We start from the raw sequence: 18643 nt of genomic DNA on the forward strand, positions 1-18643 counted from the left end.
GTGCTCGAAAGGTTGACCGACGTGACGGACGGGCCCGAGCCGACAGCGCACCCGAAGCCGGCCGCGACACTGCGACCGCGTATCCCGCATCCGACTATCGCCACGCCCAAAGCCGCCTCGGCCGAATCGACGGAGTCGGCGGAATCGACGCGGCCCGTGCCGCGCGCCGCGCATCCCGATCGGCTCACCGATCGCGAGGTGGAGGTACTGAGGCTGATCGTCGACGGGCTGACCAACGCCGGCATCGCCGCCGCCCTGTCGATCGGCGAGGCGACCGTCAAGACGCACATCAACAACGCCTTCGCCAAGATCAACGCGCGCAATCGGGCGGACGCGGTGCGCTACGCCGACAGCCGGGGTCTGACCCGCCCCTGAGCGCGGCGGCGGCCGTACCCGCCCGCTGCACGCCCCGTCGGCGTGCACGCGCTGTACGCCCGGGCGCGCTACGCCGCCAGCGGCTCGAAGACCGGCGAGCCGGGGCGGTCCGGATCGTCGGCCGTCGCCGACAGCGGCGAGGTGATCACGAAGTCGGCGGTCGCCCGGTTGCAGGCCACCGGGATGTTCGCCAGGACCGCGAGCCGCAGCAGCGCGCGCACGTCGGGTTCGTGCGGCTGGGGGCTCAGCGGGTCCCAGAAGAACACCAGCAGGTCCACGTCGCCCTCGGCGATCCGTGATCCGATCTGCTGGTCGCCGCCGAGCGGGCCGCTACGGAACCGGGTGACCCGCAGGTCGAGTTCGTCGGCGATGATGCCGCCGGTGGTCCCGGTCGCGTACAGGCGGTGGGCGGCCAGGATCTCGCGGTGGATCCGGGCCCAGGCAAGCATCTCCGGCTTGTATCGGTCGTGCGCGACGAGCGCGATGCCGCGCTCGCGTCCCTGGTGGTGCTTCGGGTCGAGCAGGTCGTTCGGTGGGGTCACAGGCATCTCCGGTGTGCTGAACTTTCGCATGCCCACAGTCTCGCCGTCCCGTGTTGCGCCGGTATGGCCACGACATGACACCCACAAGAAGTCGAACGGATCGTGCCGCGGGCCCGAGTGCGCGGCACGGTCGACCGCGGCGTCCGTCCGGCCCAACCGGATGCCCTGTCGACCCCGGAGCACGACGCGACGGACGTATCGGGGCGGCGATAGCCTGCGTCGATGGGGAAGACCGTGATGTACCTGGAGATGACCTCGGCCGACGAGCTTCGGCCCTCCCGTTCCGTCCCGAACCTCGCGTTGCACCGCTTCGACCCGATCACGCCCGAGGTGTACGCGCTCCAGGCTCGGGTCGGCGCCCCCTACGGCTGGCGCAGCGCGTCCCGAACCGAGCGTGACTGGGCGGAACTTCGGGCCGCGCACCCGCTGCGGCAAACCTGGCTGATCACGCACGCGGGCGAGCGGGCGGGCATCGGCAACCTGGAGCCGCAGCCCGACGGGAACGTGGAGGTGGTCACGTTCGGCCTGCTCCCCGAGTTCGTCGGCAAGGGCCTGGGCGGCTGTGCGCTGACCCTGCTGCTCCGTCAGGCGTGGCGCACCTCCACCTGTGCGCCGACCGAACCGGTCCGCCGGGTATGGCTGCACACATCCTCCGAGGACCACCCCAACGCCCTGCTCAACTACCGCAGTCGCGGCCTGCGCCCCTACGGCATCGAGGCCCACGCGTAACGCGCCCCCACGGCGGCACACCGGGTCGGGCCGGGAACGCGGGCCGCGAAACGGATCGGGTCGAGGGGCGCGCCGCGAGGCGCGTCGGACCGAGCCGGCACGCCACGACGCAGATCCGGCCGAGGGGCACGCCGCCGAGCGGCCCGGGCGGTCAGCAGGAGAACGGGTCGGTCGGGTCCGTCGCGTCGCTGGGGTGGGCCGGGTTGCTCGGGCCGGACGGCGGAGCCGACGGAGCGGACGTGGTGCCCGGCGCGCTGCCGATGGCCGCCGGCTCGGTGGGCGGGACGACATCCGCGGCCTGCTCACGCTGGGCGCGCAGCCGCGCGGAGACCGCGTCGGTGCGGGCGCGCAGGACGCGGGTACGCTCGGCCGCCGCCGCGTCGTCGGCGCCGCCCTCGGGGACGGCCGCGACCACCTCGACGCCGTGCGCTCGGGCGGTGGCCACCAGGCTGTCCGCGACCGCGGTCTGTCGGGCCAGCAGCGCGGTGGCGAACAGGCTCGCGCGCAGCGTCTTCTCGCGGCCGAGCAGGCCGCGGTAGGTGATCTCGCAGGCCACCGCCGCGCTGTCCAGTCGTCGGTCGTCGGCCTGTTCCAGTGACGCGAGCACGACCGTGAGCAGACCCTCCACCACCTTGGTGACCGCCCACTTGCGGCCGGGCAGCGGCGGCAACACCTCACGGACGCGGTCGACCTCGGTGTCGAGCGCGGCCGTGGTCATCGACGCGAACGCGTCGTGCACGGTCAGCCGGATCACCTTCTCCCACGGGATGTCCTCCCCGTCGAAGCCGACGCTCTCCGGGCCGAACCGCACCGCGCCCAGCCCGTCGAGCAGCCGCAGCGGTCGCGCGGTGATCGCCGGGACCTTCGGGTGCCGACACACCAGCGCGCCCAGTGAGAATTCCCAGGCCACGGTGGCGGGTGCGGCCGGCGCGGGCAGCGCGTCCAGCGTCCCGCGCACCCAGTCCCCCGACGCGACCCGGGCCCGACCGGCCCCGATCCGATTCCCCACCGCCGCGCGTCCCGACGCCGCCGCGGAGCCCACCGCCCCGCCGATGCCCCGCAGTTGATCCCGTATCGCCACGTCTTCAGGCCCCCTCGCCAACCGTGCCTCGCCACCCCTGCATGATCACTTTACGACCCCGCGAATCCCCCGGTCGGCCCCATCGCGGCGGCACCGCCGGGCGGAACGAGGCGACCGGATGCGGAAGTCGGTTGGCCGCGATGGTGGTTGCGGCCCAGGCGGGCCGGACGACTCGGCACACGCGGTGGTCCCGTGACGCACCGGTGCCGCCTCCACCGCGATGCGCGCTCGTCGTCGCCGGTTTCGCCATCGTGCGCCGTCGCCCGTTCGCCGTCGTGCGCCCGCCGTCGTGAGTGTGCCGCCGGAGGCATCGGCCACGGCTCTGGTCTTCGACGGCGGCACGGTGCATACTGCCGGTCCGCTTCGGTATCGTGGCACCACCGAGGGCCACGGGCCAATGCCGCACGTCGGCAAGAAATAGCCTCCCGACCTGGGTGTTTACACCACGGATCCGGTTTTCACAGGCTGTCACCACAAAGTCTTGCGCCACAAATGACCCCCTAATCATCGAGAAATGATGTCACAATGACTCGTCATGGCGCCATCTTCGTGCCATGATGGCGTTATGGACCTCACGCCATACGTCGACAGTCTCCGCAACGAACTCGCGGTCGCTGCGAACGTGGGTGGCGCCGAAGCCCGAGGCCTTGCCGAGCGCCTCACCGCCCCGCTGGACTCGGCCACCCGACTCGTTCTGCTCGGCGCGCTGTCCGCCGCGATGGCCGAGGTCACCCGCGAACTGGCGCCGGGCTCGGTGGACATACGACTGCGCGGTCTCGACCCCGAGTTCGTGGTGACGGCGCCGTCGGCGCGGGAGGCGTACGCGGATGCCCGGGCACCCGAGCGCAAGCCGAGCGGAGCAGCCGCGGCACCGACGGCCCCGGCCCGCGGCGAGGACGGCGGCATGGCGCGGATCAACTTCCGCCTGCCCGCCGACCTCAAATCCCGGGTCGAGGAAACCGCCGCGTACGAGGGCCTGTCGGTCAACGCCTGGCTGGTCCGCGCCGCCGCCGGCTCGCTCGAACCCGAGGCGACCCGCGACGGCGCACCAGGCGGCCCCACCGGAGATCGGGGCCGACGGCGCTACACCGGCTGGGTCCGCCGGCCGTAGGGCGCCCGCACCCGCGCACGCGCCGACCACCCGACGTCGCTCCACTCTTCTCCCGCCCCGCCCCACCGGCGGGAACACCACCAGCCACGAGGAGAGCACCGCCATGCCCAGGTTCGACACCCCCGAGCCGATCTCCGTCGACCTCGAATTCGACGTCGGCTCGGTCCGGATCACCGCGAGCAAGCGCACCGATACGGTCGTCGAGGTGTTACCCGGCGATGGCGCGGACGAACTCGACGTACGAGCCGCGCAGCAGATCTCGGTCACCTGCACCGGCGGTCGGCTGGTGGTCAAGGGGCCCGGGAGACATTCACCGCTCGGCAAGAGCGGTTCGGTGGAGATAGCCATCGAGTTGCCGGCCGGCTCCGAGGTCCAAGCCAGCACGCCGCTGGCGGACTTCACCTGCCTGGGCCCGCTCGGCGGCTGCCGGCTCGAGACCTCGGTCGGCACGATCCGCGTCGACGAGGCGCGGACCATGTACGCCCGGACCGGCTACGGCGACATCCGGGTGGGCCACGTGATCGGGGACGCCGAGATCGTCGCGGCGGGCCGGATCGCGATCGGCACCGTCACCGGCGCGGCGACGATCACGAACGCCGCCGGCGAGAGCACCATCGGCGAGGTCGGCGGCGATCTGCGGGTCTGTTCGTCCGACGGCCGGATCGCGATCGGCGTCGCGCACGCCGACGTGGACGCCACGTGTGCCAACGGCGCGATCCGGATCGAGGAGGTGGCGCGCGGCCGGGTACGCCTGCGGACCGGCACCGGCAATCTGGAGGTCGGCATCCGCGAGTCCACCGCGGCCCGGCTCGACGTACGGACCCGGGTGGGCGACGTGCGCAACTCGCTCGGCCCGGCCGGGAGCCCCGACGCCTCCAAGCAGACCGTCGAGGTCCGTGCCCGCACGGACCTCGGCCACATCGTGATCCACCGCGCCTGATCCCGGCGCGCGACCGGGACGAGACCACAGAGCCACGATTCGGGGAATGCGACTGCCATGACCACGACTTCCGCGCCCCTCGTCCACGCACCGGCGATCAGCGCCGTCGGCCTGGCCAAGTCCTACGGCGACAAGGTGGTGCTGGACGGCATCGACCTGCACATCCCCGAGGGCACCGTCTTCGCACTGCTCGGCCCCGACGGCGCGGGCAAGACCACGACCGTACGAATCCTGTCCACACTCATCGGCGCGGACGCCGGCCGCATTCGAGTGGCGGGCCACGACCTCGCCCGGGACGCCGACAAGGTGCGCCGCGCGATCGGCGTCGCCGGTCGGTTCACCGCCGCGGACAACCTGCTCACCGCTCGGGAGAACCTGATCCTGATGGCGAACCTGCACCGCCTGGGCCGGGCCGAGGGTCACCGACGGGCCGACGAATTCCTCGCCCGGTTCGACCTCGCCGGGGATGCCCACGCACCAGCGCGCACCCTGTCCCGGAGCACACGCCGCAGGCTCGACCTGGCGATGGCGATGGTCGGCGAACCGCGCGTGATCCTTCTCGACGAACCCACCACCGGCCTGGATCCGCGCAGCCGCCGGATCGTCTGGGACGTCGTCCGCGGCCTGGTCGCCGACCACGGCGTGACCATCCTGCTGACCACGCGATACCTGGAGGAGGCCGCCCGACTCGCCGACCGGGTCGCCGTCCTGGACTACGGCAGGCTGGTCGCCGAGGGCACCGCCGAGGAGATCAAACGCCGCACCCCCGGCGCCCACATCCGGATCCGGTTCGCCGACCAGGACCGACTCGACGCCGCCGCCGATCTCTTCCGCGCCACCACCCGCGACGGCGAGACCCTCATTGTGAGCGTCCCCGGCGACGACACCGCCGCGGCCCTGCGCACCGTCCTCGACGCCCTCGACGACGCGGCCATCCGGACCGAGGCACTGACCGTGCACACCCCCGACCTCGACGACGTCTTCCGCCCCCTCACCGGCAGGACGCACTCCGACCGCACGCGGAGCCCCGGGGGGAGAACCCGCGACGAGTACTCCGATCAACGCGGTTGCCGACGGGTGCTTCGGCATGAGCAAGGCCATCATGGGAAGGCGTGAAAAGGCGTCTGACCTGGTACTTGCATGGGGAGCTGCATGGCAGATTGCATGGTGAGTCGCATGGTGAAGTGCATGGGAACGTGCATGGGAATCCGCGCGCGGGAGTCGACAACCGAACCCCGCAATGGATCTCGCGCACCCGGCCGCTCCTGGCCGCGGACGGACGCGGACGGACGCGGACGGACGCGGACGGACTTCGGTCGGGTCGCCGTCCGTCGGCGCCACCCCTAAGGTCCCGACGTGTGAGTGATCTCTACGAGTTGACCCTGGCCTTGGCGATCCGCGGGCCGCTCTCCGGCGGCGAGGTCGCCGAGTTGCGGTGGCATGCCGGTCTCGGCGGCGGGGTTCTTCCCGCGTCGGGTGCCCGCGCCATCGTGACCGAGTTTCCGGTGGTCGTGGTGGACGACTTCGGCGTGCCGACGGTGGAGGACGATCCGCGTCCCGTGCTGGGTCGTACCGGGATGGCATTGAGGGTCGGTGGCGAGTCGACGGCCGACGTGACGCCGACCACCGGCGGGTGGGTCGTGAGCGTACGTCAGGAGTTGCATCCGGACGAGTTCGACGCGGTCGGCGTCCTGTTGACCTGGCTGGCCGCCCGGGCCGATGACGCGCACACGAGCCCGGATGGGTCGGTCGTACTCGGGCGGTTGCGCTTCCTGGAGGACACCGAGCCCGTACCGCTGGTGTTCCGGGACGGGCGGGTGATCTGGCCCGACCGCGAGGCGGGATAGCCCACCCGCGCGGTCGGCGGGACGGTCAGGCCCAGCGGACCGGAGTGTTGCCGCGGTGCCACGCGGTGACCGCCGTCGCGTCCGTGGACTCGACGTCGGCCGGGAGGTCGGCCGGATCGAGCCAGGCCAGCCGGGCACACTGGTCGGGTTCGGCGTTGCTCGGGACGCCCGACCAGGCGGTGGTGTGGAAGTACCAACCGATCACCGGAACACCGGTCTCGCCGAGGACCTGGGACACGTACGCCGTGCGCAGATCAGCCGTGGCCACGTCGGTGGCGATCTCCTCCTTGGTCTCCCGGGCACACGCCTCGATGAGGAGTTCGCCCGGGTCGGCCAGGCCACCCGGCAGGGCGAGCAGGCCGTCGGCGAAGCCGGTGTCCTTGCGCTCCATGAACAACACGGCCCCGTCGGATCGTTCGAGGATGATGGCGGCGTAGGCGATGGCGTTGTGGCGGTGGTCGCTCAAGTGTCGCTCTCCCCAGATCGATCCGGGAGCTTCGGGTGTCGCCCCCGGTACGCGGCGGTGTCCGCGACCGCACACCGGGCACTGGGACCCGACCCGCGCGCCGGGACGCACACCTCCGCCCGGACCAACGACCGGCAGCGGAGGGACGTCACGCCCGAACCCGGCCCGGACGGCGGTCGGGCGCACTGCGGCCGCACCCCGACCGCCGGCTCCGTGCCGCCGAACGGCCGCCCCGGCACGGTCGCACCGCCCGGGGGTCGGTCAGGGGTTCACGATGCGGTCGACCGCCGCGGTGACGAGGTGTTCGCGCTCGGCTTCCGAGAACACCCCCGGCAGCGTGAGCTGTTCGACGATGAGCCAGTTGAACGCCAGGTAGAGCAGGCGGACCGCGGTCGCGTCGCCGGGCAGCCCGGACTCCTCGTGATAGGCGATGTTGGCGGCCACGTCGGCGCGGACCCGCTCGGTGAGCACCGAGCGCAACTCCGGCCGCCGGGTGGCCTCCAAGCGCAGTTCCAGCAAGGCCAGATAGCCGGTCCGGAAGGCACTGACCCGTCCGACCACCTCCCGCATCAGCACTGTGTACGCCTCCTTGTCCGGCGTACTCGCCCGCTGCCGCGCGATCAGCGCCTCGTCGGGCTGAAGTCGTTCGTAGACCCGGGCGCCTGCCTGGGTGAGCAGCTCGTCGCGGCTGGCGAAGTAGTTGGAGGCCGTGCCCGTCGGCACCCCTGCCTCGACGTCCACTGCCCGAAAGGTCAGCCCGCGGGCGCCTTCCTTCGCCAGCACCTCGATGGCGGCGTCGACGAGCGCCGCCCGACGCTCGGCGTTCCTGCGAACCATTGACACCACTCCAAACGTAGTACTACGTTCTGACCACTTCAAAAAGAGTACTACGTCTGGAGTTATTTGCATGCGAAAGCTGGTCTACTACATCGGAGTCTCCATCGACGGCTACATCGCCGGCCCTGCGGGGCAGGTCGACTTCTACCCCGTCGGCGACGAACGACAGGCCACCGACTACGCCGCGTGGGTCAACGCGCGGTATCCGGAGACCGTACCCACCGCCGTGCGCGCGGGCGGGCCTCGCGGACACGCCGAATCTGCGCTTCGACACGGTCGTGCTGGGCCACGGCACCTATCGCCCCGCACTCGAACACGGTCTGTCGAGCCCGTACGCGCACCTGCGCCAGTACGTGGTCGCCCGCAGCCTCGGGCAGTCCCCCGACCCGGCCGTCACCGTGGTCGACGGCGACCCGCTCGCACTGGTCCGCGAGCTCAAGCGCGAGGCCGGCCGGGACATCTGGCTGTGCGGCGGGGGCCGGCTCGCGGGCACGCTGTTGCCCGAGCTCGACGAGCTGATCATCAAGAGCTACCCCGTCGTGGCGGGAGGCGGAACCCCGCTGTTCGACGGGGAGTTCGACCCTACGCGGTTCGCCGTGACCGCCCGCGAGTCGTTTTCCAACGACGTCACGATCACGTGGTTCGAAGCGCGACGGTAGCAGGCGCCGGCATTCTCGGCCGCACGGCCGACGGCGCTCCCGACAGGTGCCGCCCGGCGTACCGGCTGCGGGGGCGCGGCACGGTACGCCTCGTGTTCGCGAAGCGGTGGCGATACGGTCGTATCCATGCGTGAATCAGCTGAAGAGGCCATGTCCGAACCCTCCTCGGACGCCACGTCCGTGTCACCGGGACCGGTGACGCCGGATGACCTGGATCGGGCCGTACGACTCGCGGTGGCCGCGCTCCGGGGAGTGCCCACCGAGGCCTGGGACGCGAAGGCCGGATCGCTGGAGTGGGACTGCTGGGAAACGGTCGAGCACCTGAGCGACGACCTCTTCGCGTACGCCGCGCAACTGGGTCCCGGCGTCCCGCCCATGGCGGGCGAGGTGCCGTTCCTATGGTGGAGTCGACGGCCCGGCGGACCGGCGAACGTCATCCACGCCGACCGCGCGGCGGGCGCGGACGGCCTGTTGCAGGTGTTGGAGGCGAGCGGCGCGCTGCTCGTCGCCATGACCCGGACCACGCCGCCGAGCGTGCGCGCGCACCACGGCCACGGCGCCTCGGACCCCGAGGGCTTCGCCGCGATGGGCATCGTGGAGACCCTGGTACACACCCACGACCTGGCCGAGGGTCTCGCACTGCCCTGGACGCCGCCCGCCGATCTGTGCGCACGCGTCCTCGCCCGGCTCTTCCCCGACGTACCTCAGGACACGGACCCGTGGCCGACACTGCTTTGGGCCACCGGGCGCGCCGAACTCCCGGGCCGTGCGCGCCGAACCTCGTGGCGCTGGTACGGCGCGCCCCGGACGTAGCGAACGCACGGGCCGGTCCTGCTCGTCGTTCCGTCGGAGCCGCTCCTCGGTCGCCACTCGCTCCCGGGTCGACCCGTTCCGTCCCCCGATCGGGGGACGGGCGCCCCGCCGCTCGACCGATGTACCCGGCAACTCGTCGATGCAGGCTGGAACTCCTGCCGAAGAAAGGGGAGTTCCGGTGCGGTGGTGGGATCGATCGGGCCGAGCCGGAGGGTACGGGGCGGCGCTCGCGTTGACGCCCTATCTGCTGATCAAGGTGTCGTGGGTGGTCGGTTCCCTGGTCGGGGTGTTGCCGATCGGCTCGGGCTTCGGGCTGACCGAGTGGGTGGTGCTCAACACGGCGACGGTAGGCATGGCGGGCATCGGGATCGCCGTCGCGCTCGCGCTCGTCCGGCCGTGGGGGATGCGGATTCCCGGCGCTCCCTTGGCGTTCTGCGCGTGGGTGGGTACGGGTTTCCTGGTGCCGATGTTGCCGTACGCGGTGCTGGGTTCGGTGTGGACATCGGGCGGCGACTCGGACTCGGGCACCGAGGCGGGTGGGGATGCGGGCGCGGGCCCGGAGGCGGCCGGCGATGCCGGCACGGGCGCGGAGGACGCGTCGATGCCGGGTTGGGAGGCGGTGCTGGTCCAGATCGGCTTCGTCGGTATGGGACTGGGTCTGGCCCTCGCGCTGCCCGCGTACCTGTTGCGGCGTCGGCCGGACGTGTTCGCCGGACGCGTCGGTGATCGAGCCACGGCCACCGGGCCCGCTCGCCGGCGGGTCCCGTGGTCGGCGGTCGGCGGCGCCGTGCTCGGGGCAGTGTGGTTGTACTGGGCGATGGGCGGCAAGCTGGGCGTCGCGCACCCGGAGGCACGCGACGCCCAATGGCGGATCCTGACCGGCATCTGGGGCGGTTGGGCCCTCGTGGCGGCGATCGCCGGCCGGCTGCTCGTGTGGGGCCGGCCGGCCCGGTTGCCGCGTTGGCTCCCGGTGGCCCTCGGCTGGATCGGGTCGGGCTCACTGTTCGCGTGGAGCGGTTGGAAGTTGCCGTTTACGCTCTATCTCGCGCTCGCGCACCCGGCCGGGACCACACTGCCGGAAAACCTCGCGTACGCGGTGGTCCTGCACGCGCTCGCGGTGGCGGTTGGCGTCGCCATGGTGCGTGGCCTCGTGCGCACCGCCGGCACGGGCGCGGCTCCTCGAAACGGGGATCGGAGTGGGGACCGAAGCGGGGACCGGAGTGGGGACCGAAGCGCGGACCGAAGCGGCGGCGGGGTCGGCGCGGGGACCGGAAAAGCTCCGGAGGCGGTGGCGTATCCCGGTCGGGGTCGGCGCGGGCGGCGCCGAGACGTGGCAGCGACGTGGTCGCGCTCCGCCGTCGGGCGCGTGCCCCGTACGGCGGTCATGGCGCCGCCGGATGTACGGTCCGGGTGAACTTCCGGATGGCTTACGCCAGTTCGGCCGGTTGGTCGAGTGGGATCAGGGTCTGGCCGTCCCGGATCTCGACCAGGCTTGCGGACGCGCGCGCGTCCCGCCCGGTCTTGCCCACCAACGCGTCGAGACGCCGAGTGAGCACCGTCAGCCGCATGTCCAAGGGAGGCGATCGATCGCGAGATGGGTCTCGGCGTCGGCATCGTGGCATCCGTACGCCCTTTCTCGTGACCCGACCCGACCGAGCGGAACCGCCATGCCCACCGGGACCGTTAAAGCGGTGGACAACATTCCGGTTTCAAGCGAACATCGCCGCGATGAACAACGAACCTCTCTCCATCCCCAAGCGCGTCCGCTTCGTCGAACTCGGCGCGAAGGCGCTGCGCGCGCTTGCCGACGGTGATCTCGCCGGTGGCAGCGCCGAAGCCGGGGTCCCCCTCGACGAGTACTTCGTCGGCGACCGGGCCCGCTGGATCTTCGGCTATCGCGCCGACCAACTCGCCAAGGATCCGGCTGCCGCGCCCTGGATCACGCGAGCCGCGGTGTCCGAGCCGGACGGGACCGTCGTCGGCGACGGCGGATTCCACGGGCCACCGGACCAGGCCGGCATGGTCGAGATCGGCTACACCGTCGCGCCCGGGTACCGCCGCCAGGGCTATGCCCGCGCCATGCTGACGGCGCTACTCGCCAGGGCCGCCGCCGAACCCGATGTCAGGACGGTGCGGGCCACCATCAGATCCGACAACGACGCCTCCCTGGCCACCATCGCGGGCTTCGGTTTCACGCGGGTCGGCGAACGGGGAAACGAGCGCGACGGATTCGAGATCATCTTCGAGATCCCGGCGAACACGCCGCGAGCCGCGTAGCTCCACGGCTTCGGCGGACATCGCGATCCTCCCGCCGAGGCCCTGACATGAGAAGCGCCGCACGGGTCGCGTAGGTTGCGAATCCGAGCCGAGCCCGCGTCCTACCCCCGCCCCCACGCGTGCGCACGGCAACGCGTCGCTCGACGTGACTGCGGCTGCGGGTCTTCGAGCGGAGACGGGCCAGGCCGATCGTGCGGAGGGCCGACTCGGCCACCGATCAGCGCCTCGGCCCGGCCTCTTGCGCGGCGTCTTGCCCGAGCATCCGGCGACGTGATGTCCCTTTCGTCGGCGCGTCATTCGGATTGCTCCGCCGGGGTGGGGCCGGCTTCCGTGGTGTGAGTATCGAGTTCGCCGCGTGGGTCATCGGCTTCGAGGGGTGTCAACCCTCCGCAAGGGCCGTCGACGGGCGCTCTCGGGGGCTGCGGCTTCGGTGGGCCCGGGAGGTTCGCCGGCTTGCGGGCGGGTCGGTGGTGGGTGGTTGTCGTTCACGGGCGGCGTTCATGGGCCGCCCTCGCCCGATTCCGCGGCGTAGGTTGCGCCTGTGTAGGCGAGGAGGGCGCGTAGGGCTGCGGCGTCGGATTGGATGCGGGTCTCGTCCTGGTGGTCGTGGTCGAGGTGGGCGAAGGGCTGCGGGTGCCCCGGGGAGGGCTCGGTGGGGTGACGTGGGATCAGATGTGCGTGCAGATGTGGGATGTCGTTCTCCAACAGGGATACGTTGAGCTTGGGCACCGGCCGATAGTGCGCCTCGATCGCCCGCCCCGCCGAGATCACCTCGGCCATGAAGCCCGCGAGCTGTCGGGGCGACAACGCGGTGAGCCGAGCAACGTGTCCGCCGGTCCACACCACCACGATGTATCCACGCACCCGGCCGGCGCGCCACAGGTACGCGTTGCCGTACACACCGCGCTTGAGCAACAATCCCCACCCGATGTCGGGTGCGGTGAAATCCTTGCGGCACATCGGACAGCTCGCGTACGAGTCCGGTTGTGCGTAGCGTTCCGGCCACGTCGACGCGGCAAACGAGCGGGGTCCGGGTACCTGGGAACCACTCACGACGGCCTCCAACTCGAACGGGGACAAGAGCCTCCTGCGGCTCCACGTTCGATGGGTGAAACGACCGCCGCCGAACGCACGTCACGCCTCGGTCATACCTGTGACCCGCCCGCAGCACGCCTGGGACACACCCGCGACGGGCCCGCGAAGGCGCCGGTCGGCGGGCTCTGCGCACCCCATCCGGCCCGGCCGCAGTCACCCTCTCCCGGATACGCGCGGACGCGTGACCGACTCGTGATGGGATCACCCACACGAGTGAACCCCCGGGCCGAACGACGCGGCCCAACGACGAGGCCGTCAGACCACAGAGCACACAACCCCCAGACCCCCAGACCCCCAGCCCCCCAGCCCCCCCAGAGCACAGTCGCGATCTCCCCCCAAGCCTTCCTCCCCCACCCCCCGGCCCCACTACGCTGAACTGCTCGGCAGGCCAAGGGGGATGGATGCGTGTGCAGCTCGTCGGCGAGCCGGCGACCCGAGACGGCGCGGCGTGAGTGGCACGGGCGCCGGGCCGCACGACCCGCAGGGGTCGCGCGTGGTCCTGGTCGGCGCGTACGACTTCGAGCATCTCGCGCCACTCCCGGCCGTGGCCCGCAACCTGGTGCGTTTACGGGAGTTGCTGACCGATCCGCGAGTGTGGGGCCTGCCCGCGCGGAACTGCGTGGTGATCGAGCAGCCCGAGCACCGGGACCAGGTCCTCGACGCGCTGAGCGACGCGGCCGGTGCAGCGACCGATCTGGTATTGCTGTACTACGCCGGTCACGGCCTGATCTCGCCGGACACCGAGGACCTGCTCCTGTCCCTCCCCCGGTGCCGACCCGACCGGGCGTACACCGCGCTGCCCTTCCAGGACGTCCGCCACGTGTTGCGCTCGGCCCGCCGAGTCCCCGCCAAGGCGGTACTCCTGGACTGCTGCTTCGCCGGCCGAGCCCTCGCCGGCGCGATGGGACCGGACGCGATGGGACCGGAGCCGATGGGACCGGGCGGTGCAGGGCCGGGCTGGTCGGGAGAGGGCACGACGGACCCGAAATCGGGATCCACGAGCCCGAGCGCCCCGCAAGTGCCCCAAGACGCCCGATTGGCCGAGATGTCCCGCGTGGAAGGCACCTACGTCCTCGCCGCGGCCTCCGCCACCCGACAGGCGGTCGCACCGATCGGCGGCCGATACACCGCCTTCACCGGCCGGTTGATCGACATCCTGGAACACGGTGTCCCAGGCGGCCCGAAGGCATTGGATCTGGCCACCGTACACACCCACCTGCACCGCGTCCTGCCCGAACTGGGCTTCCCACCACCGCAACAGCGCAACGACGACCACGGCGCGCGGATCGTCCTCGGTTGGAACCGGCACCCCTCGGCCGCCGACACCACACCCTCATTGCCGCCGCATCTACGGGAGTTGTTGCACGCCCAGACCATCGCCGCGCGCAACTTCACCTACCGCCTGTACGACGCGCCGCTCGACGGCCTGGCCACCGTGTACGTCCGCCAACAGGCCCGCAGCGCGCCGACCACGAAACCGGCCGAGCCGCGCCAGGAGTCGCGCGATCACGAGCGGCACCTGCTCCGGCACCGACACGACGAGGAGCGACGCAAGCGGCACTTCGTGCCCGTGGACTCGACCGTGGAGTCGACGGTGCATCCGGTGGCCCCCGCGCGCGCCGCCGAGGAGACCCTCGACCTGCACCGCCACGTTCTGATCACCGGCGGCGCGGGCCAGGGCAAGTCCACGTTGAGCCTGCAACTGGCCGCGTCCCTGTCCACCGCCTACGAAGCACGATCGGGCCAAGGCGACGACGCCGAACGCCTGTTGCCGCTCCGGGTCACTGCCGGGCGCCTCGCCACCGACCGCAGCGCGCTGGTCCCCCGCCTGGTCCGCATCCTCTCCGCCGAACTGGCCCCGCACCTGGACCACCCCCTCCCGGACGACCTGCTCGACCACCTGCCCGAGGGCACCACCTGCCTGCTGATCGTCGACGGTCTCGACGAGATCACCGATCCCGAGCGACGGCGCGGCCTGGTCGCCGAGTTGGCCGGCCGGGTCCGCAATCCGGACGGGCGATTCCGGCTGCTGATCACCACCCGCCCGTTGCCCAACGACGAACTGGCACCGCTCCAGCACGCGGCGACCGGGACGTACACGCTGGAACCCTTCGACCGCGAGCAGTTGCGCGAGTTCGCCCACCGCTGGTTCCACGACCACGCGGACGGGCCGGAGTTGGCCGACGGCTTCCTGCGGCAGACCGAGGCGGCCGGGATCCGCGACCTGGTCCGGGTCCCGCTGCTGGCCACCGTCGCCGCGCTCGTCTACCGCAAGCAACCCGGCACCCCGCTGCCCGGAAGCCGATTCACCCTCTACTGCGACTACTTCACGCTGCTGGCCGACGCGCACCTGGAGGAGGTACACGAGCAGCAACAAACCGTCCTACACCGCTGGACCCCACGCTCGGCCGCCCACCGGGCAAGCGCGGCCTTCCTGTTCGAACACCGGGACGAACTCGTGGAGCACCTGGCCGTCACCGTGGTCACCGACCCGGCCGCCGCCACCCGAACCCTCCTGGACCTCGCCCTCGACCGGCTCGACGAACACGGCTGCCGACCCACCCGCCGCGGCGTCCCGGAATGGGGCAGCCTGGTCACCTCGGTCCTGGGCACGGCCGGCGTCTTCACCCACCACGCCGACTTCCTGCGCTTCACCCACTACAGCTTCGCCGAACACATCGCGGCGAGCGCCCGCGCGAACGAGTTGCCCAGGCACTTCGACGCGGCCGAGTCCGAATGGGCGTACGTCGTGCACCGCGCGATCGACGGTGACCTGTTCGCCCACGCCGTGCTCGCCCACCACGCCCATCTGCATGGCACGGGCGACACGATCCTGGGCTGGTTGAATCGGGGCACCGGCGACTACACGGCGCTGGCCGGGGTGTTGCTCGCGGGCGGGATTCCGGCCTCGGCATCGCACACCGACTCGTTCGTGGCGCACCTGCTGTTGACGTTGTCCAACGAGGACAGGCCGAAGTCCGTGCAACACGCCATCCGGGACGCCGCGATCCTGGCCCCCGAGCCGAGCGTGCGCGCCGCGCTCGACGAGTACGTGGGCGGTTGCCACCGCCGGGACGACCTGCGCGTGGAAATCGCGCAGGCGCTCGCCATCCACGATCCCGATGCCGCGCTCGGCATCCTGCGCGGCGTACTGAACGCCGAGAAGGGTCCTTCGGCAACCCGAATCGCGGCGATCCGCGCACTCGCCGACCTCGGACCACAACACGCCGGCGAGGCCGCCGACCTCACGCGCGCCGTGTTGTCCTCGGACCGCGCTTCCGCCCACGTACGTGTGGACGCTGCATCGATCTGCGTCCGTCTGGGCGGGGAGCACACGACACCCGGTGTCGAGGCCCTGGTGGCGGTTCTCACCGCCGAGGACGCCGACATCGACGATCGCGGGCAGGCCGCGCTGGCGTTGCGCGAGATCGACCGGGCGTTCATCCCCGAGGCCGCACGGGCGCTCCGAGCGGCCTGTGCCGCTCCGGGCACCTCGGCGTCGGACCGCCGAGACGGCGCGTCGTGGTTGGTCGAACTCGACCCCCGTCTGCTGCCGGACGCCGAAGCGATATTGCGGTCGGACCTCACCGCACCGCATGCCCATCCCTTCGACCGCTACCAGACCGCGCTGAAACTGGCCGAGCTGAGCCCCGATCTCCTGCCGGAAGCGGTGCGAATCCTGCGTGCGGAACTCGTCGCCCCCGACTCGGGCGCCGGCACCAAGGAAGACAGCGCGGCGGCGTTGGCAAGGGTCGCCCCGGAATACGTGCTCGAGGCAGTCACCACCTTGCGCCGACTCCTCGTCGCACCCGACACCTCTCTCTTCGAACGCTGTTCCATCGCCGCAACGCTGGCCCGAATCGACCCGAAGCACGTGGTCGAGGCCGCGGCGGCACTACAGGCGATATCGACCGACCCCAAAACGCATGCCTCGTGGCGCAGGCTTGCCGCCGTGAACCTCGCCAAGTTGGGTCCCGACCACGTCGCGGAGGCCGCCCGCGTCCTGCGCACGATGCTCGACGCACCCGATGTGGACAGCGAGGACCGACTCGCCGTCGCGACGAGCATGGCCGACCTGGGGCCGGGCCACGTCCCGGCGGCGATGGCGGCCCTGCGTGCGGTGCTGGTGGCCTCGGATACGGACGCCTTCCTGTGGGTCGCGGCCGCCGACGCTCTCATCGGGCTCGAGGCATCCCCACCGGTCGAGATCATCGAAGTACTCCACCGATTGCGAGACGATCCCGGCTCCCTCCACGGCGTACACATCAGGGCCGCACGAGCCCTGGCTCGCCTCTCGTCCGAGGAGACCACCACGTCCGCGGCCTCGCTTCGATCGATCATCGCCGATCCGGATGTCCAGGACGGCTTCCGGCTCGGCGCCATACAGGCCCTGCAGGGGCTCGGTGTCGAGTACCTGTCCCAAGTGGCGACGTTCGCGCGCGCCATTGTCGAAGCACCGGACGTGCACGCGAGCCTGAAAGCGGACGCGGCGCGTGTGCTGTCCGTTCAAGGACGACGCTTCGTCGGTGAGGCCCTCGACGTGTATCGAGCGGTGCTCGCCGCGCCCGACAGCACAGCGCGCGCATGCGCGGACGCCGCGCTCCAGATGTCCTACCTGGGTTGGGACTACCGGCACGAGGTCGCCACCGTGCTCCGATCGATCGCCGATTCGACCTGGGCGACTCCGGAGGAGCGAGTGTGGTCGGCCGGACTGCTGGACTATGTGGGGCAGGGATACATCGAGGAAGCCGCGACACGTCTGCGCGCCCTCGCCCTCTCGTCCGAAACCGCCCCCCGTACCCGGACGGCCGCCGCGAGCCGGCTCGGCGGCCTCGGTAACGGGTACGCTCCCGAGGCTGCTTCCCTCCTCCGGGCCGTGATCGACGAAACGCATGCCGACGTCTCCGCCCGAATCGACGCCGCGCAGACGCTGGCCCTGCTCGGCCCGGGATACAGCGACGAAGCCGCGGACGTACTCGAAGCCATCGTCACCGCGCGCGACAGGCCCGCCAACGAACGCGTGGACGCGGCCCGCAAGCTCCTGACCGTGCACGCGGGCAGCACCGCCGACGTCGCCGTCATCCTCCGCTCGATCCTGGCGGCCCGCACCGATACACCCGCCGTGCGCACGCTGGCTGCCCGCACCCTCGGCGAACTCGGCTCGGGATACGTCGCCGAGGGCGCGGAGCACCTGCGCGCCCTGATCACCGCTCCCGACTGCCCGCCCTCTGCCCGCGGTGCCGCGGCGGAGCGTCTGGCGGAGCTCGGGCAGGGATACCGGTCCGAGGGCATCCGGGCGTTGCGCGACCTGCTCGGGTCCGCCGAGGCCGGCGCCGGTGACCGCGTGGACATCGCGCGCCGGCTCGCCCTCCTGAGCCCCCGCCACTTCCCCGAAGCCGCCGAGGTCTTCCGTACCGTCCTGGCCCGGGCCGACACGAGCCGGTACACCCGCACTCGTGCGGCCCGGCTGTTCGGCGAGCTCGGCCCGCGATTCCTCGACGCGGCGGCGGCCGAACTGCGCACCCTCCTGGCCGACCCCACCGCGACGCCTGTCGCGACACGGCGGGCGACCTCCGCGCTCGGCCTGCTCAGCCCGCGACTGCGAGCGGAGGCGGCCGAGGTACTGCGCAGCCTGCCCGCGGGCGGTCTCGGGACGGGCTCCGACCCGGGTGCGGCGTCCCCGAACACCTACGCCCGTCGCGCCGTCGCGCGCACCCTGCGCACATTCGGCCAGGGGTACGCACTGCACCGGCCGGCCCCCGACGACGTCTGAGCCGATCGTGCGCACCGGGTTCGATCGACGGCATCGGAGCGCACGGCATGATGGCTTGTCGCGCCGACACCCACCCACCACCGATCGAAGGCAAGCCA

Annotated in this window: 16 protein-coding genes and 1 pseudogene; 11 read left to right on the forward strand and 6 right to left on the reverse strand. The window is 71.7% G+C overall.

From position 1 onward, the window contains the following. Positions 1-21: 21 nt before the first annotated feature. A complete protein-coding gene (locus ACIBSV_RS01765; protein WP_395858907.1) occupies positions 22-375 on the forward strand; it encodes a helix-turn-helix transcriptional regulator in 354 nt (117 codons plus the stop codon). A gap of 68 nt (positions 376-443) precedes the next feature. Here ACIBSV_RS01765 and ACIBSV_RS01770 read toward each other — a convergent pair whose 3' ends face one another. After that, positions 444-947: a methylglyoxal synthase gene (locus ACIBSV_RS01770; RefSeq protein ID WP_395858908.1), complete on the reverse strand. Its 504-nt coding sequence runs from the start codon at positions 945-947 to the stop codon at positions 444-446. 192 nt (positions 948-1139) lie between these two features. Between ACIBSV_RS01770 and ACIBSV_RS01775 the strand changes: the two genes are divergently transcribed. Further along, on the forward strand, positions 1140-1646 hold the full coding sequence (locus tag ACIBSV_RS01775) for a GNAT family N-acetyltransferase (RefSeq protein ID WP_395858909.1): 507 nt from the start codon (positions 1140-1142) through the stop codon (positions 1644-1646). A gap of 151 nt (positions 1647-1797) precedes the next feature. Here the strand turns inward: ACIBSV_RS01775 and ACIBSV_RS01780 are convergent, their stop codons facing one another. Beyond that, complete coding sequence (locus ACIBSV_RS01780; protein WP_395858911.1) at positions 1798-2727, reverse strand: hypothetical protein; 930 nt, start codon at positions 2725-2727, stop codon at positions 1798-1800. 565 nt (positions 2728-3292) lie between these two features. On the opposite strand from ACIBSV_RS01780, the gene ACIBSV_RS01785 reads away from it, so the two are divergent. From ACIBSV_RS01785 to ACIBSV_RS01800, 4 genes are all read left to right on the forward strand, one after another. Beyond that, on the forward strand, positions 3293-3838 hold the full coding sequence (locus tag ACIBSV_RS01785) for a hypothetical protein (RefSeq protein WP_395858912.1): 546 nt from the start codon (positions 3293-3295) through the stop codon (positions 3836-3838). 103 nt (positions 3839-3941) lie between these two features. After that, positions 3942-4778: a DUF4097 family beta strand repeat-containing protein gene (locus tag ACIBSV_RS01790; protein WP_395858913.1), complete on the forward strand. Its 837-nt coding sequence runs from the start codon at positions 3942-3944 to the stop codon at positions 4776-4778. Between the two features lie 57 nt (positions 4779-4835). Continuing rightward, positions 4836-5894: an ATP-binding cassette domain-containing protein gene (locus tag ACIBSV_RS01795; RefSeq protein WP_395858914.1), complete on the forward strand. Its 1059-nt coding sequence runs from the start codon at positions 4836-4838 to the stop codon at positions 5892-5894. A gap of 242 nt (positions 5895-6136) precedes the next feature. Then, positions 6137-6625: a hypothetical protein gene (locus ACIBSV_RS01800; RefSeq protein WP_395858915.1), complete on the forward strand. Its 489-nt coding sequence runs from the start codon at positions 6137-6139 to the stop codon at positions 6623-6625. A gap of 25 nt (positions 6626-6650) precedes the next feature. Here ACIBSV_RS01800 and ACIBSV_RS01805 read toward each other — a convergent pair whose 3' ends face one another. Together ACIBSV_RS01805 and ACIBSV_RS01810 are read right to left on the reverse strand one after the other, a co-directional pair. Beyond that, positions 6651-7091 (reverse strand): NUDIX domain-containing protein, encoded by a 441-nt coding sequence (locus tag ACIBSV_RS01805; RefSeq protein WP_395858916.1) that lies wholly within the window; start codon positions 7089-7091, stop codon positions 6651-6653. A 261-nt stretch (positions 7092-7352) separates the two neighbouring features. Next, on the reverse strand, positions 7353-7928 hold the full coding sequence (locus ACIBSV_RS01810; RefSeq protein ID WP_395858917.1) for a TetR/AcrR family transcriptional regulator: 576 nt from the start codon (positions 7926-7928) through the stop codon (positions 7353-7355). Positions 7929-7998: 70 nt separating this feature from the next. Here ACIBSV_RS01810 and ACIBSV_RS01815 point away from each other — a divergent pair. The 3 genes and pseudogenes from ACIBSV_RS01815 to ACIBSV_RS01825 all read left to right on the forward strand — a co-directional run bounded on the left by ACIBSV_RS01815 (position 7999) and on the right by ACIBSV_RS01825 (position 10814). Beyond that, positions 7999-8587 (forward strand): annotated as a pseudogene (locus tag ACIBSV_RS01815) (dihydrofolate reductase family protein). A gap of 150 nt (positions 8588-8737) precedes the next feature. Next, positions 8738-9400 carry a hypothetical protein gene (locus ACIBSV_RS01820; protein ID WP_395859316.1) on the forward strand — a complete coding sequence of 221 codons (663 nt, stop codon included), beginning with the start codon at positions 8738-8740 and terminating at the stop codon, positions 9398-9400. A gap of 232 nt (positions 9401-9632) precedes the next feature. Continuing rightward, positions 9633-10814, forward strand: coding sequence for a hypothetical protein (locus ACIBSV_RS01825; RefSeq protein ID WP_395858918.1), 1182 nt, complete (start codon positions 9633-9635; stop codon positions 10812-10814). A 13-nt stretch (positions 10815-10827) separates the two neighbouring features. Here ACIBSV_RS01825 and ACIBSV_RS01830 read toward each other — a convergent pair whose 3' ends face one another. Then, the gene (locus ACIBSV_RS01830; RefSeq protein WP_395858919.1) at positions 10828-10974 is read right to left on the reverse strand and encodes a hypothetical protein; all 147 of its coding nucleotides are present in this window, start codon (positions 10972-10974) and stop codon (positions 10828-10830) included. 154 nt (positions 10975-11128) lie between these two features. Between ACIBSV_RS01830 and ACIBSV_RS01835 the strand changes: the two genes are divergently transcribed. Beyond that, complete coding sequence (locus ACIBSV_RS01835; RefSeq protein WP_395858920.1) at positions 11129-11677, forward strand: GNAT family N-acetyltransferase; 549 nt, start codon at positions 11129-11131, stop codon at positions 11675-11677. Positions 11678-12175: 498 nt separating this feature from the next. Here the strand turns inward: ACIBSV_RS01835 and ACIBSV_RS01840 are convergent, their stop codons facing one another. Beyond that, the gene (locus tag ACIBSV_RS01840; RefSeq protein ID WP_395858921.1) at positions 12176-12637 is read right to left on the reverse strand and encodes an HIT family protein; all 462 of its coding nucleotides are present in this window, start codon (positions 12635-12637) and stop codon (positions 12176-12178) included. 583 nt (positions 12638-13220) lie between these two features. Here ACIBSV_RS01840 and ACIBSV_RS01845 point away from each other — a divergent pair. Continuing rightward, a complete protein-coding gene (locus tag ACIBSV_RS01845) occupies positions 13221-18545 on the forward strand; it encodes an NACHT domain-containing protein (protein ID WP_395858922.1) in 5325 nt (1774 codons plus the stop codon). Positions 18546-18643 lie beyond the last annotated feature (98 nt).

The organism is Embleya sp. NPDC050154 (genome assembly GCF_044460165.1).
GTDB lineage: Bacteria > Actinomycetota > Actinomycetes > Streptomycetales > Streptomycetaceae > Embleya.